Here is a 16,465-nt window from a genome sequence, read left to right as displayed (position 1 = left end):
GCGTGTCCGCCAAGAGAGATAGGGTTACCCTGCCCGGGCCGGGTGCCCTCGTAAGGGTGGGGAGATTCATGGAACAGATAACAGTGCGTAGCAGGGCGAGAGTCCCTGCCGTCAATTGCGGGAGCAGTGCGTCCAGCGCACGTCTCGACCGCCATCTCGCGGTGCTGGGTGGACCCGCCATCCCGCAGCGTGAGGCGGAGGGCGCGACCTCGCTGATGCAGGAGCTCACCGCGCGCGATCACGCGCGTTCGAGGAACGGCCGCGGCGCCAGGGTGTCGCTGTTCGCGCCGCTGCGCAGGCTGCGGCGTTCGCTGTTCGGGGGGCACGGCTGACCCGCTTCACCAGCGGCTTACCGGGCGGCCGGCCCGCCCCCGCCCGACCGGTCCGCCCATCACCACCCGTCACGTCGTGACGGGTGGTTTTTTCATGGCCCGACATCTCTCTACATACGCCGTACGTAACTAGGATGGTGGCGAGGTGATCGATCCATGGCAGCAAGCGGCCGAGCGGCCGGACCCGAGGTGATCTGGGCACGACCCGAGCGGGCGGGCCGCGGCCCCCGGCCCGCCTTCACCCGGGACGAGATCGCCGAGGCGGCGGTGCGGATCGCCGACGAGTCCGGGCTCGCGGCGGTCTCCATGCGCCGGGTGGCGACCGCGGTCGGCTGCGCCACGATGTCGCTCTACAACTACGTACCGAGCAAGGGCGATCTGGTCGACCTGATGGTCGATCGGGTCGGCGGCGAGTACCGCCTGCCCGACCGGCCCTCCGGGGACTGGCGCGCCGATCTGCTGGAAATCGCCCATCAGGAGCGGGAGATGATACGGCGCCACCCCTGGATGCCGGCCGCCGTGCTGTCGCACAGCTTCCTGGGGCCCAACGCCCTGCGCTACATGGAGTACTGCCTCGCCGCGCTGGAGGGATCGGGGCTCGACGACGGGCTCAGACTGGAGCTGGTCTCGATGGTCAACGGCACGGTGCTGTCCATGGCGTCGGCCGAGCAGGCGGCCGCCGAACGGGCCAAGGAGTCCGGCCACAGCGCCGAGGCGCGGCGCGCGGCACAGACCGGCTATCTGCGCACGGTGGTCGGCACCGGGCGGTATCCGCTGGTGGCCCGCGCCCTGGCGAAGGGCGCACCGGCCGGCGATCCGGACGAGATCTTCGCGCGGATGATCGGGCGGGTGCTCGACGCGTACGAGGCGTCCGCGGCTTCCGGCACCGGCTGACCGGCCGGCGGCGTCGCACCCTGGGGGAGAGGTCCCGTGCGGCGCACCCACCGGCTCACAGCAGCGCGAACTGGCCCTCCGGGCCCTCCTCGTGGTGGTCGAGGACGGACGCCGGGCGGTACGCGGAGACCGGCGCGGGCAGCACGCCCTCCGCCCGCAGCCCGTCCGCCGTCAGCCGCGGCCCGTCCGCCGTACGCCGGTCCAGCTCCTCGCGCCGCGGCTGGAGCTCGGCCAGCAGCGCCAGTACGGTGATGAGCTCCAGCAGCTCCGAGGTCCACTCCTGGCGCCAGTCGGCGGGGCGCAGCGCGGCCAGCGAGCCGGCCTCGGGCGGTGGTGTCCCGTCCGCCGCCGCGCCGGTGCGCTGGGCGAACCACGCCTCCAGGACGCGTACCCCGCCCGCGTGGAACTCCCACGCCCCCTTCGGCACCGGCGAGATACGGCCGCTGCCGAGCAGGAGCGCCTCCCCCTCCCCGTCGTAGCCGAGGGACTCGGGCAGCCCGCGGGCGGGGAGCGCCGAGCGCACGTACGGGCGGCGGCCGCCCGGCATCCGCGGCCGCTCACCGGAGCCGGCCGGCCCGCCCCCGGGCGCGTGGCCGCCCCGGGTGAACAGCCACAACAGCCGTGTGCCGAGCGCGACTCCGTGGTCCCAGACCTCCGGGTCCGCGGTCAGCGGCACCACCGTGCCGTCGGGGGAGTGGCGGGCGGCGGCGAGGATCCAGGCGAGCAGGTCCACCGGGCCCGCCGGGCGGTCCAGGCGGCGGCCGAGCAGGGTGAGCAGGCCCGGTGGCAGGTTCGGCTCCCGCCCGCCGGGGCGGCGGTAGAGCGGATGGATCCGGCCGGGGCGGCCGGCCGGCGCGCACCCGTCGGGCAGCAGCGCCGAGCACACCACCGCGGGGCCGGCCGGCTCCGGCGCCGCCCCCGATCCGACCGCGTACAGCTGCCGTTCGTCCGCCACCCGCCACAGCTCCGGCCGGGCCGCGTCGATCAGCCGGTGGTCGGGCAGCAGCCACTGCTGGTCGAACGGGCCGTGCAGGATCCGCACCGGCTCGGGGCACGGTCCGCTCGCCCGGTACAGCCGCCCGGTCCCGGTGGCCTGGCCCGGCAGCTGGCCGACGGCGGAGTGCAGGGTGCGGGCGCGGGAGGGCTCGAAGAGCCGCTCGCGGGCCGCCGCGTCCTCGGCGTCGACCAGCGCCGCCCAACGGGCGCGCAGGGTGGCCGGATCCGGCGACCTCACCCAGGACCGGCCGAGCCGCAGCGGCGGCACGGACCACGGCATGAGATCCGACAGCCGTGGCGCGTCCTGCTTCGCCGTCACGCGGAGCCCCTCCCGGACCGTTCGGTTGACCCCGGCATGGTATCCACGGGCCGGGCGGCCCCGCCCGCCGTCCGGGGCGCCGCCGATGCGGTCTTCCGCTTGCTGATCTTGGAGGAGTACGGTCCTGAGCCGTACGCCCGGGATGCTCAGGGAGGGCCGTTGTGACGGACACCGCCTCACCCACGCCCGAACGGCGCGGGGGACCCCCCGTCGGCCACCGGGTCGCCGCCCGACTGGACCGGCTGCCGCCGTCCCGCTGGCACCGCCGGATCACCCTCGTCGTCGGCATCGGCGCCTTCTTCGACCTCTACGAGATCTTCCTCGGCGGGGTGCTGGCCGCGGTCCTCGCCGAGCAGTGGGACCTGGGGCACACCGCGAAGTCCGCGGTGATCGCCGCCGGGTTCCTCGGCATGTTCGTCGGCGCGAACGTGCTCTCGGTGCTCGCCGACCGGTGGGGGCGGCGCCGGATGTTCCTGGTCGACCTGGGGCTCTACGCGGCGTTCTCGCTCGGGTGCGCCTTCGCCCCGGATCTGCGGTGGCTGCTGGTCTGGCGGTTCCTGGCCGGCCTGGGGCTGGGCGCGGAGCTGGTGCTGGTGGACACCTATCTCGCGGAGCTGCTGCCGCGGGCGGTGCGCGGCCGCTACCTCGCCTGGGCGTACACCCTGGGCTTCGTCGGCGTCCCGGTCGCCGCGCTGCTCGGTGCCCGGCTGGTGGCCGCCCACCAGGTGCTGGGGATCGAGGGCTGGCGCTGGCTGCTGGCCGCCGGTGCGCTGGGGGCCGCGTTCGTCCCGCTGATGCGGCGCCGGCTCCCGGAATCGCCGCGGTGGCTGGCGGTCCACGGGCGCGGCGCGGAGGCCGAGCGGATCGTGGCGGGCATCGAGGAGCGGGTGGCGCGGGAGACCGGCGCCAGCCTGCCGTCGGTACCGGAGGCGGAGACCGTGCCCGAGCGGCGGGTGCCGCTGGGCGAGATGTTCCGGGGCGACCAGCGGCGGCGGACGGTGATGTGGTGGATCTTCCAGGTGCTGCAGACCGTCGGCTACTACGGCTTCGGATCGCTGGCGCCGGTGGTGCTCACCGCCAAGGGCCACACCGTCACCGAGTCGCTGCTGTACGCGGCCCTGAGCTTCTGCGGCTATCCGATCGGCTCCGCGCTGGCCATCCCGCTCATCGACCGGATCGAGCGCCGTTCCCTGATCATCGCCTCGGCACTCGGTATCGCCGGCTGTGGTCTGGCGTTCGGCTTCGCCTCCGCCACCTGGGCCGTCGTCGCCTTCGGCTTCGGCCTGACGGTGTGCAGCAATGTCTTCTCCAACGCCTTCCACGTCTACCAGACCGAGCTCTTCCCGACCGGACTGCGCAGCAGCGCGATCGGGATCGCCTACTCGCTGTCCCGGCTCACCTCGGTCGTGCTGCCGTTCGTCGCGCTCGGCGTGCTGAGCGCCCTCGGCCCGGCCGCTGTGTTCACCGGCTCGGCCGGGCTGATGCTGCTGCTGTGCCTGGACGTGGCGCTGCTCGGCCCGCGCAGTACGGGGCGGAGCCTGGAGCGGATCTGAGCGGGGGCCGGGTCAGTGCGCGTCCAGCGTGACCGTGAAGGAGAAGCGGTCGCCGCGGTAGTGGATCAGGGCGACGTCGACCACGCGGCCGGCCTCGTCGTAGGTGACGCCCGTGTAGTGCAGGATCGGGCTGAGCAGCGGGACCTGCAGCAGGCGGGCGGTCTCCGGGTCCGCCAGCCGCGCCTCGACGGTGTCGGTGATACGGCTGATGCGCACCCCGACCACGTCCCGCAGCACCTTCGTCATCGGCCAGCGCACCAGGTCCGCCGGGTCGATCCGGGCGGCGATGTCGGGCCGTACGTAGTTGCGCGCGTGGTTGGTCGGCTCGCCGGTCTCCTCGTCGCCGCGCAGCCGGCCGAAGCCGGTCACCTCGGTCGACTCCGGGAAGTACTCGGTCAGTTCGGAGGGGACCGCGACCGGCCCGTGCTCGGTCAGTTCGGTGCTCATCCCGGACTGCTGGGCCACGATCGTGTCCACCGAGCCGAGCAGCCGCACCGGCGCCCCGCGCCGTGCGCTCGGCTCGATGAAGGTGCCGCGGCGCCGGTGCCGGCTGATCAGGCCCTCCGCCTCCAGCTCCTTGAGGGCCTGGCGCATGGTCAGCACGCTCACGCCGTAGTGCGCGGCGAGCGCGTCCTCGGTGGGCAGCCGCAGCGGGGCCTCGGGGGAGCGGCCCAGTATGGAGGCGCGCAGCGACTGCGAGACCTGGTACCACAGCGGCAGCTTGCGGTTCAGGTCCAGCGAGTCGGGAGCGAAGGTGGTCACGAGGGTTCCCCGGGTGTCACGGGCGGAAGTGGCGCTGGAGACCCTGCCACACGTCGTCGTAGCCGCGCTGCAGATGGCCGGCGTCCCGGGCCTGGGCGGTGAGCGTGAGCGGCCAGCGGGTCTCGAACATGAACGCCAGCCCGTCGTCGATCTTCTGCGGCGCCAGCTCGGCGGCGCTCGCCCGGTCGAAGGTCTCCCGGTCGGGCCCGTGCGCCGACATCATGTTGTGCAGCGACCCGCCACCGGGTACAAAGCCCTCCGCTTTCGCGTCGTAGGCGCCCTCGACCAGACCCATGTACTCGGTCATCACATTGCGGTGGAAGTACGGCGGCCGGAAGGTGTCCTCGCCGACCAGCCAGCGCGGCGCGAACACCACGAAGTCCACGCCCGCCAGGCCCGGGGTGTCGGACGGGGAGGTGAGCACGGTGAAGATCGACGGGTCGGGGTGGTCGTAGCTGATCGAGCCGATGACGTTGAAGCGGTGCAGGTCGTAGACGTACGGGACGTGGTTGCCGTGCCAGGCGACGACGTCCAGCGGCGAGTGGTCGTAGGTCGCCGTCCAGAGGTTGCCGCAGAACTTGTTGACGACCTCGACGGGGCCCTCGACGTCCTCGTAGGCGGCGACCGGGGCACGAAAGTCCCGGGCGTTGGCCAGGCCGTTGGCGCCGATCGGGCCGAGGTCGGGGAGCTGGAAGGGCCGGCCGTAGTTCTCGCAGACATAGCCCCGGGCGGTGGCGTCCAGCAGCTCGACACGGAAGCGCACACCGCGCGGGATCAGCGCCACCTCGCCCGGTTCGGCCCGCAGCAGGCCGAGTTCGGTGCGCAGCAGCAGCCCGCCCCGCTCGGGCACGATCAGCAGCTCGCCGTCCGCGTCGCTGAACACCCGGCGGTCCATCGCGGTGTTGGCGTGGTACAGGTGGACGGCCATGCCGGTGCGCTGGGTCGCGTCGCCGTTGCCGCCCAGCGTCCACAGGCCGTCGAGGAAGTCCGTCGGGCCCTCGGGCGCGGGCTGCGGGTTCCAGCGCAGCCGGTTGGGGTCGGGGGCGCAGTCGGTGAACGGTGCCGAGCGCAGGGCGCGCTGCTCGGCGCGGACGAACGGCGGGTGCGCGGCCGAGGGGCGGATGCGGTAGAGCCAGGAGCGGTGGTTGTGGTCGCGCGGTTCGGTGAACGCCGACCCGCTGAGCTGCTCGGCGTAGAGGCCGAGCGGTGCCCGCTGGGGGGAGTTGCGGCCCACCGGCAGTGCGCCGGGGACGGCCTCCGAGCTGTGCTCGTTGCCGAAGCCGGTGGCGTACGCCAGCCCCTCGGCCGTCTTCCTCGCCTGCTCGTTGCCCGTGCCTGCCATCGCGTGCTCCCGCCGCTCAAGGAATCCTATGCAAGACCTTAGGATTGCCGAAGGGGGTCGTCAACGGAGACTCTCGGCCGCGATGGCGGGCAGGATGGTCGGGTGCAGCAGCCGACGCCCCGCCCCGCCCCGCCGCCCGCCCCGCTGCGCCGCGCCCCCGTCCAGCGGCGCAGCGCCCAGCGCCTGGCCAGAATCCTCGACGCCTGCGCCGAGGTGCTGGAGGAGACCGGATACGAGGAGCTGAGCACCCGGGCCGTGGCCGGCCGCGCCGGTGTCCCGATCGGCTCGGTCTACCGCTTCTTCCCCAACAAGCGCGCCATGGCCGAGGCGCTCGCCCGGCGCAACCTCGACGCCTACGCGGACCGCATCACCGCCCGGCTGACCGCGCCGGCCGGCGTTCCGCTGGAGTGGCGGCGCGCGATGGACGTGGTGGTCGACGAGTACCTCGCCATGAAGCGGACGGTGCCGGGCTTCGCCCTGGTGGAGTTCACCGTCCCCGCCCCGACCGAGTCCCGGCAGGCCAACTACCTGGTCGCCGACCGGCTGATGGTGCTCTTCGCCGGCCCGCTCGGCCTGGACGCCGCCGACGAGCGGCTGCGGACCGCGTTCCTGGTCGGCGTCGAGACGGCCGATGCGCTGCTGCAGCTCGCCTTCCGCACGGACCCGGCCGGCGACCCCGCCATCGTCACCGAGGCCAAGCTGCTGCTGCGGTCGTATCTGGCGCGGTATCTCGACGTGCGGGAGTGAGGCGGGCGGCCTCCCCGGTGCCGGGGGAGCGGGTGGTCGTCCGACGGATTTCGGCCGGGGGGCTGCCCTCATGCCTACCGGTCGGTATGGTCGGACGGTACGCAGCCCGCCGGCACCGTCCCCGGGAGGGACCGATGACCCGTACCGCCCTGCGCATCTGCCCGCTCTGCGAGGCCACTTGCGGGCTCACCGTCACCGTCGACGGCGACCGGATCACCGCCGTCCGCGGGGACCGCGAGGATGTCTTCAGCAAGGGCTTCCTCTGCCCCAAGGGAGCCTCCTTCGGGGAGCTGGACGCCGATCCCGACCGGCTGGTCCGCCCACTGGTCCGGCGCGACGGCCGGCTGACCGAGGCCACCTGGGACGAGGCGTTCGCCGCCGTCCAGGCGGGACTGCGCCCGGTCCTCGACGCGCACGGCCCCGACGCCGTCGCCGTCGTGCTCGGCAACCCCAACGTGCACACCGTCGCCGGCGCCCTCTACCCGCCCGTGCTGCTCGCCGGCCTGCGCTCGCGCAGCGTCTTCACCGCCTCCACCGTCGACCAGATGCCCAAGCACGTCTCCAGCGGACTGCTCTACGGCGACCCGCTGGCCATCCCCGTACCGGACCTGGACCGCACCGACCACCTCCTGGTCATCGGCGCCAACCCGATGGACTCCAACGGCAGCCTGTGCACCGCGCCCGACTTCCCCGGCCGGATCAGGGCGCTCGGCCGCCGCGGCGGCCGGCTGACCGTGATCGACCCCCGGCGCACCCGTACCGCCAAACTGGCCGACGAGCACCTCGCGATCCGGCCCGGCACCGATGCGCTGCTGCTCTTCGCGATGGTGCGGGTCCTGTTCGAGGAGGGCCTGGTCGACCTCGGGGAGCGCGCGGGGCACGTCGTCCAGGTCGACGAGGTCGAGCGGCTGGCGGCGGACTTCACGCCCGAGGCGGTGGCCCCGCTGTGCGAGGTGCCCGCCGAGCGGATCCGGGGGCTGGCCCGCGAGCTGGCCGCCGCCGGGAGCGCCGCGGTGTACGGCCGGATCGGCTCGACCACCGTCGAGTTCGGCACCCTGACCAGCTGGCTCGTCGACGTGCTCGCCGTCCTCACCGGGAACCTCGACCGCCCCGGCGGCCTCATGTTCCCGCTGTCCGCCACCGCCGCCGCGCCCCGCCCGCCGAAGCCCGGCCGCGGCTTCGCGCTGGGCCGCTGGCGCAGCCGGGTCTCCGGCCACCCCGAGGCCAAGTCCGAGCTGCCGATCGCGGCGCTCGCCGAGGAGATCGACACACCGGGCGAGGGCCGGGTCCGGGCCGCCGTCGTCATCGCCGCCAACCCGGTGCTGTCCGTCCCCGACGGCGACCGGCTCGACGCCGCGCTGGCCGGCCTGGACTTCATGGTGAGCGTCGACCCGTATCTGAACGAGACCTCGCGGCACGCCGATGTGGTGCTGCCGCCGCCCCCGCCCTCCCGCGGCGCCCACTTCGACTACGCCTTCAACGCGCTGGCCGTACGCAACCAGGCGCGCTACACCCGCCCGGTCCTCCCGCTCGCCGAAGGGCGGCCCGACGAGTGCGAGATCCAGGCCCGGCTGATCCTGTGCACGGGCGGGCAGGACGGCGCGGACCCCGCACTGGTGGACGCCATGGTGATCGACGCGGCCCTCGCCAAGGCCGTCGCCGATCCGCACTCCCCGGTGCACGGGCGCCAACCGGCCGAACTTGCCGCGGAGTTGACCGGAGAGACCGGCGCCGAGCGGCGGCTGGACATGATGCTGCGGCTCGGCCCGTACGGCGAGGGCTTCGGCGCGGACCCCGAGGGGCTCTCACTGGCACGGCTGCTGGAGAACCCGCACGGCATCGACCTCGGCCCGCTCACCCCGCGCCTGCCGGCCGTGCTGAGGACCCCCAGCGGCGCCGTCGAACTGTGCCCCGAGCCGATCGCCGCCGAGGCCGCCCGGCTCCGCGGCCGGCTCGGCGAGGCGCCCGGCGGGGTGCTGCTCATCGGCCGGCGCCATCTGCGCTCCAGCAACAGCTGGCTGCACAACGTCCCGGCCCTCGTGGGCGGCAGCAACCGCTGCACGGTCCATGTGCACCCCGAGGACGCGGCGCGCCTGGGGCTGACCGACGGCCGTCCGGCGCGCCTGAAGGGGGACGGGGGCGAGGTGGAGGTGCCGGTGGAGATCACCGACTCGGTCCGGCCGGGTGTGGTGAGCCTGCCGCACGGCTGGGGCCACGACCGGCCCGGCACCCGGCTCGCCGTCGCCGCCGCCGACCCCGGCGTGAACGTCAACCAGCTCAACGCGGGCCGGCTGCTGGACCCGCTCTCGGGGACCGCGGTACTCAACGGACTGCCCGTTGTGCTCACGCCCGTCCACTGAGATCCCTATTGACCTGGGGTTTTGCTCTTATTGCTCGCGCGTCAAGGCCTTGTTAACAAAACTTTGCGGCACCTAACGTCACCTCGACCGCCACCCCCGGCCGAAGTTCAAGGGCGAACGTGAGGTACCCCTAATGCTGACAATCCTCGGATTCGTCATGATCGCCACCTTCCTGGTGCTGATCATGATGAAGAAGATGTCACCGATGGCAGCGCTCGTGCTCATTCCCGCGCTGTTCTGCGTCCTGGTCGGACAGGGCGCGAGCCTGGGCGACTACGTCGTCAAGGGCATCGGTGACCTGGCCCCCACGGCCGCCATGCTGATGTTCGCCATCATCTACTTCGGGGTGATGATCGACGTCGGCCTCTTCGACCCGATCGTCCGCGGCATCCTGAAGTTCTGCAAGGCGGACCCGGTGCGGGTGGTGGTCGGCACCGCGCTGCTCGCCGCGATCGTCTCGCTCGACGGCGACGGCTCCACCACCTTCATGATCACCGTCTCGGCGCTCTACCCGCTCTACAAGCGGCTGAAGATGAGCCTGGTCGTCATGACCGGTGTCGCCGCCACCGCCAACGGCGTGATGAACACCCTCCCGTGGGGCGGCCCGACCGCCCGCGCCGCCACCGCGCTCAAGCTCGACGCCGGCGACATCTTCATCCCGATGATCCCCGCCCTGGCCGTCGGCCTGGTCGCCGTCTTCGCCCTCGCGTACGTCCTGGGCCGGCGCGAGCGCAAGCGGCTGGGCGTACTGACCCTGGGCGAGACCCGGATCGTCTCCGAGACCGCGGACGAGAAGGAGACCGAGCAGGTGCTGGTCGGGGCGGGCACCGGCGCCAAGGGCGGCGCACCCGCCACCGGGGGGCACCCCACGGGCGGCGCCGCGCCGGCCGGCGGCGACGGCGACCCGGGCGACCTGGACCTCCAGGGCCTGGACCCGCGGCGCGCCACCCTGCGCCCCAAGCTCTACTGGTTCAACGCCGCGCTCACCGTCGCGCTGCTCACCCTGCTCATCCTGCAGACGCTGCCCATCCCGGTCCTCTTCCTGCTCGGCGCGGCCCTCGCCCTCACCGTCAACTTCCCGCAGATGAAGGACCAGAAGGCCCGCATCGCCGCACACGCCGAGAACGTCCTCAACGTCTCCGGCATGGTCTTCGCCGCGGCCGTCTTCACCGGCGTGCTCACCGGAACCGGCATGGTCGAGCACATGGCCCGCTGGCTGGTCTCCGGCATCCCGGACGCGCTCGGCCCGCACATGGGCATCGTCACCGGCGTCCTCAGCATCCCGCTGACGTACTTCATGTCCAACGACGGCTTCTACTTCGGCATCGTGCCGATCCTCGCCGAGGCCGGCGCCGCCCACGGTGTGGCCCCCATCGAGATCGCCCGCGCCTCCCTCGTCGGACAGGCCCTGCACATGTCCAGCCCGCTGGTGCCCGCCGTGTACGTACTCGTCGGCATGGCCAAGGTCGAGTTCGGCGACCACACGAAGTTCACCGTCAAATGGGCCGCCCTCACCTCCCTCGTGGTCCTGGGAGCCGGTCTGCTCTTCGGCATCATCTAGATGACCGCGGCCGACACCCCAGGGCCCGGCAGGAGCCGGCTGCTGCGGCTGGTCATCACCTTCTCCCTCGCGCAGGGAGCGGTGAGCATGGCCAGGCCGGCCGTCTCCTACCGGGCCCTGGCCCTGGGCGATTGGGGGTCTCCCCCGCTCGAACGTAGTTGAGAGCTTGGGGAAGAACGGGCCATCGGCGTGATCACCGCCTGCTACGCGCTGCTGCCGCCGCTGGCCGCCGTCCCGCTCGGCCGCCGTACCGACCAGGGCCGCTGCGCACCGCTGCCGGTCGTCGGGGTGGGGCTGATCGGCGGCTGTGCGCTCGCGGGCCTGGCGGGCGGGACGGCGGGAGCGTCCCGGTGGCCGGCGGCTCGCCCGAAGAGACCGTAAGCAGACCCGAAGGGAACCGTAAGCGCAGGTCGGCAGGGTGGTGTGCACGGCGGGACCGGCAGTGGGCCGGGCCCCGACGCGAACGACGCGGAGCATCTCGATGAGCACCTCGCAGCAGCACACCCCCACCCCCGTGACCGTCCTCGGGCTCGGCGCCATGGGCCGCGCGCTGGCCGACGCCTTCCTCCGGGCCGGGCACCCCACGACGGTCTGGAACCGCACGCCGGGCAAGGCCGACGAGCTGGTCGAGCGGGGCGCGGCCCGCGCGGACACGGTGGCCGCGGCGGTGGCGGCCGCCCCGCTGGTGATCGTGTGCGTGGTCGACTACGGCGCGTCCCGGGAGATCCTGGAGCCGGTCGGCGCGCAGCTGTCCGGCCGGGTGCTGGTCAACCTCACCTCCGACACCCCGGAGCGCTCGCGGGCCGCGGCCGCATGGGCCGCCGGGCACGGCATCGACTACCTCGACGGTTCGATCATGGTGCCGACGCCGGTGATCGGGCAGGCCGGGGCGACCATCCTCTACAGCGGTGCGCGCGACGCCTTCACGACGCACCGGGCGGCCCTGGAGGCGCTCGGCGGGCGGGCCGTGTACCTGGGGGAGGACGCCGGTACGGCGGCGGTCTACGACCTCTCCCTGCTCGGCTTCTTCTACTCGGCGATGGCCGGGCTGGTGCACTCCTTCGCGCTGTCCGGGACCGAGGGCATACCGGCCAGGGAGTTCGCGCCGTTCACCGAGGCGATCGTGGGCATCCTGCCGGCGATCGCGGCGGGCATGGCCGAGGACCTGGACCGCGGGGTGTTCTCCGGCGACCAGGACAACATCGTCATGGAGGCTGCGGGCCTGGCCCACATCATCGAGGCGGCCGAGCACCGCGGCGTCGACACCGAGGTGCTCACCGCCGTCAAGGGCCTCGCCGACCGGACCATCGCCGCGGGCCACGGCGGTGGGGGATTCGTCAGCGTGATGGCGGAGATGCACAAGCGAACTCCCCAGGCGTGAGGGGATCCGGCCTGGCGGCCCAAAACTACCGGCGCTAGTTTGGAGGCGATGACCACCAGCCGGCTCGGGAGGACGACGAAGTGAAGCACCACGACGCGATGTTCATCGACGGCACCTGGCGGCCCGCCGCGGGGGCCGGGACGATCGAGGTGGTCAACCCGGCCGACGAACAGGTCATCGCGACCGTCCCGGCCGGTACGGCCGAGGACGTGGACGCCGCCGTGCGCGCCGCCCGCGCCGCGCTGCCCGGGTGGGCCGCCACCGCCCCGGCCGAGCGCGCCGCCCGGCTGTCCGCGCTGCGCGACCAGCTCGCCGCCCGTACGGAGGAGATCGCCCGGACCATCACCGCCGAGCTGGGCGCCACGCTCGGCTTCAGCCGGCGGGTGCAGGCCGCGCTGCCGGTCGTGATCACCGGCTCGTACGCCGAACTGGCCGCCTCCTACTCCTTCGAGGAGCGCATCGGCAACTCCACCGTCTACCACGAGCCGGTCGGCGTGGTCGCCGCGATCACGCCCTGGAACTACCCGCTGCACCAGGTCGTCAACAAGGTCGCTCCGGCGCTCGCCGCGGGCTGCACCGTCGTCCTCAAGCCCGCCGAGGACACCCCGCTCACCGCCCAGCTCTTCGCCGAGTGCGTGGACGCGGCGGGCGTGCCGGCCGGTGTCTTCAACCTCGTCACCGGGCTCGGCCACGTCGCGGGCCAGGCGCTGGCCGAGCACCCGGACGTGGACCTGGTGTCCTTCACCGGTTCGACCGCGGTCGGCAGGAAGATCGGCGCGATCGCCGGCGGCGGCGTCAAGCGGGTCGCCCTCGAACTGGGAGGCAAGTCCGCCAACGTCATCCTTCCGGGCGCCGATCTGGCCAAGGCGGTGCAGGTCAACGTCGCCGATGTGATGCGCAACTCCGGCCAGTCCTGCAACGCCCTGACCCGGATGCTGGTGCACCGCGACCAGTACGAGGAAGCGGTGGCGCTGGCTGCGGAGGCGGTGGGCGGCTACCTCGCGGGCGACCCGCAGGACGACGGGAGCCGGCTGGGCCCGGTCGTCAACGCCAAGCAGCGCGACCGGGTGCGCGGCTACATCGAGCGCGGTGTGCGGGAGGGCGCGCGCCTGGTGGCCGGCGGACCGGAGACCCCCGAGGGCCGGGAGCGGGGCTACTACGTGCGCCCCACCGTCTTCGCCGACGTCACGACGGACATGACGATCGCGCAGGAGGAGATCTTCGGCCCGGTCGTGTCGATCCTGAAGTACGAGAGCGAGGAGGAGGCGCTGCGCATCGCCAACGACTCCGCCTACGGGCTGGGCGGGGCGGTGTGGGCGGGCGACCGGGAGACGGCGGTCGCCTTCGCCCGGCGCCTGGAGACCGGGCAGGTCGACATCAACGGCGGTCGTTTCAACCCGCTCGCCCCGTTCGGCGGCTACAAGCAGTCCGGCGTCGGCCGGGAACTGGGCCCGCACGGCCTGGCCGAGTACCTCCAGACCAAGTCGCTCCAGTTCTGACCGGGCCGCGCGGCGGGGGGCGGATGCCGCCTCCCGGCCGTGCGGCACTACTCTGTCCCGCCGTCCCGCGCACGAGGAGAACCAGTGGTCCGCGCCGCCGTACTGCCCGCCGTCAACGCCCCGCTGCAGGTCACCGAGATCGATCTGCCCGAGCCCGGCCCCGGGCAGGTCCGTATCCGACTCGCCGCCGCCGGCGTCTGCCACTCCGACCTCTCACTGTCCAACGGCACCCTGCGCCAGCCCGCCCCGGCCGTCCTCGGGCACGAGGGAGCGGGCACCGTCACCGCGGTCGGCCCCGGTGTGACGACGGTGGCACCCAACGACCCGGTCGTCCTCAACTGGGCGCCGTCCTGTGGGGACTGCCACTTCTGCGGGCTCGCCGAGCCCTGGCTGTGCGCCCACTCCGGCCTCGCCGCGAACGCCCCGTACGCCCGGCTCGCCGCCGACGCCACCGAGCTCTACCCGGGCCTGGGCACCGCCGCCTTCGCCGAGGAGACCGTGGTGCCCGCGCACGCCGCGCTGCCGCTGCCGGCCGGGGTGCCGCTCGCCGACGCCGCGCTGCTCGGCTGCGCGGTGCTCACCGGCTGGGGCGCGGTGCACCACAGCGCGCGGGTGCGCGCGGGGGAGTCGGTGGTGGTCTTCGGCGTCGGCGGGGTGGGGCTGGCCACGCTGCAGGCGGCACGGATCGCCGGGGCGGGCCCGATCGTGGCCGTGGACGTCTCCCCGGACAAGGAGGAGCTGGCCCGCTCGGCCGGCGCCACCGAGTTCGTGGTGGCCGACGGCGCCGCGTTCTTCGAGAAGGAGGGGGCCAAGCGGATCCGCGGGCTCACCGGGGGCGTGGGCGCCGATGTCGCCATCGAGTGCGTGGGCCGCGCCGACACCATCCGGACGGCCTGGACGTCCACCCGGCGCGGCGGCCGGACGACGGTCGTCGGCATCGGCGGCCAGGACCAGCAGGTGACCTTCTCCGCCCTGGAGATCTTCTACTTCGGCCGGACCCTCTCCGGATGCGTCTACGGCAACAGCGACCCCGCCCGCGACCTCCCCGTCATCGCCGAGCACGTCCGCTCCGGTGCCCTGGACCTCTCCGGCCTGGTCACCGACCGGATCGGCCTCGACGGCATCCCGGCCGCCTTCGAGGCGATGCTGGCCGGCAAGGGCGGACGGGCGCTGGTGGTCTTCTAGTCAAGACGCCCCTGGGACAGGGGCGGCACGCCTGGGCGGGGCCGGGAGCGCGGAAGGCGCCCCGGCCCCGTGCGCGCGGATCGCCGGAACTCGTGCTGCGCGTTCCGTTGACGCCGTACCGGCTGGTCGGTACGTTCACGGCGCCGCCCCCTCCCCCCGTCCCCAGGAGCGTGCAGCATGGACTCGGCCCCCTCCACGCCACACGGCAGCACCACCGCGCCCCCCTCCGCCCGCAGCCGCCGCAGGGTCGCCACCGCCGCGGCCCTCGCCTCCGCCGTCGAGTGGTACGACTACTTCGTCTTCGGCATCGCCGCCGCGCTCGTCCTCGGCGACGCCTACTTCCCCTCCGGCAGCCGCGCCGCCGGCGTGCTCGCCGCGTTCGCGACCTTCGCGGTGGGCTTCCTGGCCCGCCCCGTCGGCGGGGTGATCGCCGGTCACCTCGGCGACCGGCGCGGACGCAAACCCATGCTGGTGCTCGCGCTGACGGTGATGGGACTGGCCACCACCGCGATCGGCCTGCTGCCCTCCTACGACACGATCGGGCTGGCCGCGCCGGTCCTGCTGGTCGTCCTGCGGCTGCTGCAGGGCCTCGCGGTCGGCGCCCAGTGGGGCGGTGCGATGCTGATGGCCACCGAGTACGCCCCCGAGGGCAAGCGCGGGCTGTACGGCTCGCTGGTGCAACTCGGCGTGCCCATCGGGGTGATGACCGCCAACTCCGTCTTCCTGCTGGCCGGGGCCCTCACCGGTGAGCGGGCGTTCGGGACCTGGGGGTGGCGGATCCCGTTCGTCGTCGGTGTGCTGGTGCTGGTCCTCGCCCGCCACATCCACGTCCACGTCGAGGAGACGCCCGAGTTCCGGGCCGCGGAGGCGGAGCTGGCGGCCGCGGAGAAGGCGGACGAGGCGCGGCGCTCACCGCTGCGGACCATCCTGCGGCACCACCTCGGTACGGTCCTGCTGGCCGGCGGCTCGTTCGCGGTGAACACCGCCACCTTCTACATCCTGATCACCGGTGTGCTGGACTACGCCACCCGCGAGCTGGAGATGCGGCGCACCTCGGTACTGGCCGTCTCGCTGCTGGTCAGCCTCACCCAGCTCGCCCTGATCCCGGCCGCCGCGGCGCTCTCCGACCGCATCGGCCGGCTGCGGGTCTACGCCGCGGGCGCGGTCGGCCTGCTGCTCTGGGCGGTGCCGATGTTCCTGCTCATCGACACGGCGTCGCTGGTGTGGCTGGGCGTCGGCACCTTCGTCGGCAGCTGCTTCCTGAGCGTCATGTACGGCCCGCAGGCCGCGCTGTTCGCCGAGCTGTTCACGCCCGCGATGCGCTATACGGGTGCCTCGCTCGGTTACCAGATCAGCGCGATCCTCGGCGGCGGGCTCGCGCCGTTCCTGATGGTGCTGCTGCTGGAGGTGAGCGGCACCTCGATGGCGGTGTCCGCCTACATCATGGCGCTCTCCGCGATCGCGCTGGTCTCCATCTGGCTGCTGGTCCGCCGGGCGAGAGGAGCCGCCGCCCCGCGCCCTTGAGCGGCACCCG

Annotated in this window: 13 protein-coding genes and 1 pseudogene; 11 read left to right on the top strand and 3 right to left on the bottom strand. The window is 73.5% G+C overall.

The genetic code is table 11. The annotated features are described in order from the left end of the window. Positions 1–68 precede the first annotated feature (68 nt). Both AC0680_RS25285 and AC0680_RS25280 read left to right on the top strand, forming a co-directional pair. Positions 69–332: a hypothetical protein gene (locus AC0680_RS25285; protein ID WP_468980012.1), complete on the top strand. Its 264-nt coding sequence runs from the start codon at positions 69–71 to the stop codon at positions 330–332. A gap of 156 nt (positions 333–488) precedes the next feature. Beyond that, entirely contained in the window at positions 489–1,226 is a 738-nt protein-coding gene (locus tag AC0680_RS25280) for a TetR/AcrR family transcriptional regulator (protein WP_478632714.1), read from the top strand. 55 nt (positions 1,227–1,281) lie between these two features. On the opposite strand, the gene AC0680_RS25275 is transcribed toward AC0680_RS25280, so the two are convergent. Continuing rightward, positions 1,282–2,541 (bottom strand): type ISP restriction/modification enzyme, encoded by a 1,260-nt coding sequence (locus AC0680_RS25275; RefSeq protein ID WP_478632711.1) that lies wholly within the window; start codon positions 2,539–2,541, stop codon positions 1,282–1,284. A 161-nt stretch (positions 2,542–2,702) separates the two neighbouring features. Here AC0680_RS25275 and AC0680_RS25270 point away from each other — a divergent pair, with 161 nt between their 5' ends. Then, positions 2,703–4,094, top strand: a complete 1,392-nt coding sequence (locus AC0680_RS25270; RefSeq protein ID WP_478632708.1) for an MFS transporter — start codon at positions 2,703–2,705, stop codon at positions 4,092–4,094. 12 nt (positions 4,095–4,106) lie between these two features. Here the strand turns inward: AC0680_RS25270 and AC0680_RS25265 are convergent, their stop codons facing one another. Further along, the gene (locus tag AC0680_RS25265; RefSeq protein WP_478632706.1) at positions 4,107–4,856 is read right to left on the bottom strand and encodes a GntR family transcriptional regulator; all 750 of its coding nucleotides are present in this window, start codon (positions 4,854–4,856) and stop codon (positions 4,107–4,109) included. 16 nt (positions 4,857–4,872) lie between these two features. Then, positions 4,873–6,198 (bottom strand): homogentisate 1,2-dioxygenase, encoded by a 1,326-nt coding sequence (hmgA, locus tag AC0680_RS25260; protein ID WP_478632703.1) that lies wholly within the window; start codon positions 6,196–6,198, stop codon positions 4,873–4,875. A 102-nt stretch (positions 6,199–6,300) separates the two neighbouring features. On the opposite strand from hmgA, the gene AC0680_RS25255 reads away from it, so the two are divergent. The 8 genes and pseudogenes from AC0680_RS25255 (at position 6,301) to AC0680_RS25220 (ending at position 16,455) form a co-directional block, all read left to right on the top strand. Further along, positions 6,301–6,945 carry a TetR/AcrR family transcriptional regulator gene (locus AC0680_RS25255; protein ID WP_478632700.1) on the top strand — a complete coding sequence of 215 codons (645 nt, stop codon included), beginning with the start codon at positions 6,301–6,303 and terminating at the stop codon, positions 6,943–6,945. Positions 6,946–7,079: 134 nt separating this feature from the next. Next, entirely contained in the window at positions 7,080–9,305 is a 2,226-nt protein-coding gene (locus AC0680_RS25250; RefSeq protein ID WP_478632697.1) for a molybdopterin oxidoreductase family protein, read from the top strand. Between the two features lie 133 nt (positions 9,306–9,438). Then, positions 9,439–10,866 (top strand): CitMHS family transporter, encoded by a 1,428-nt coding sequence (locus tag AC0680_RS25245; protein ID WP_478632695.1) that lies wholly within the window; start codon positions 9,439–9,441, stop codon positions 10,864–10,866. Next, positions 10,867–11,220 (top strand): annotated as a pseudogene (locus AC0680_RS25240) (hypothetical protein); the annotation flags it as partial. A 127-nt stretch (positions 11,221–11,347) separates the two neighbouring features. Then, a complete protein-coding gene (locus AC0680_RS25235; protein ID WP_478632692.1) occupies positions 11,348–12,247 on the top strand; it encodes an NAD(P)-dependent oxidoreductase in 900 nt (299 codons plus the stop codon). Between the two features lie 80 nt (positions 12,248–12,327). Continuing rightward, positions 12,328–13,746: an aldehyde dehydrogenase family protein gene (locus AC0680_RS25230; RefSeq protein WP_478632689.1), complete on the top strand. Its 1,419-nt coding sequence runs from the start codon at positions 12,328–12,330 to the stop codon at positions 13,744–13,746. Positions 13,747–13,830: 84 nt separating this feature from the next. Continuing rightward, the gene (locus AC0680_RS25225) at positions 13,831–14,931 is read left to right on the top strand and encodes a zinc-binding dehydrogenase (protein ID WP_478632686.1); all 1,101 of its coding nucleotides are present in this window, start codon (positions 13,831–13,833) and stop codon (positions 14,929–14,931) included. Between the two features lie 177 nt (positions 14,932–15,108). Continuing rightward, the gene (locus AC0680_RS25220) at positions 15,109–16,455 is read left to right on the top strand and encodes an MFS transporter (RefSeq protein WP_478632683.1); all 1,347 of its coding nucleotides are present in this window, start codon (positions 15,109–15,111) and stop codon (positions 16,453–16,455) included. Positions 16,456–16,465: the final 10 nt, after the last annotated feature.

This window comes from Streptomyces sp. NPDC043738 (assembly GCF_056436545.1).
This window is presented reverse-complemented; position numbering and strand designations above follow the sequence as displayed.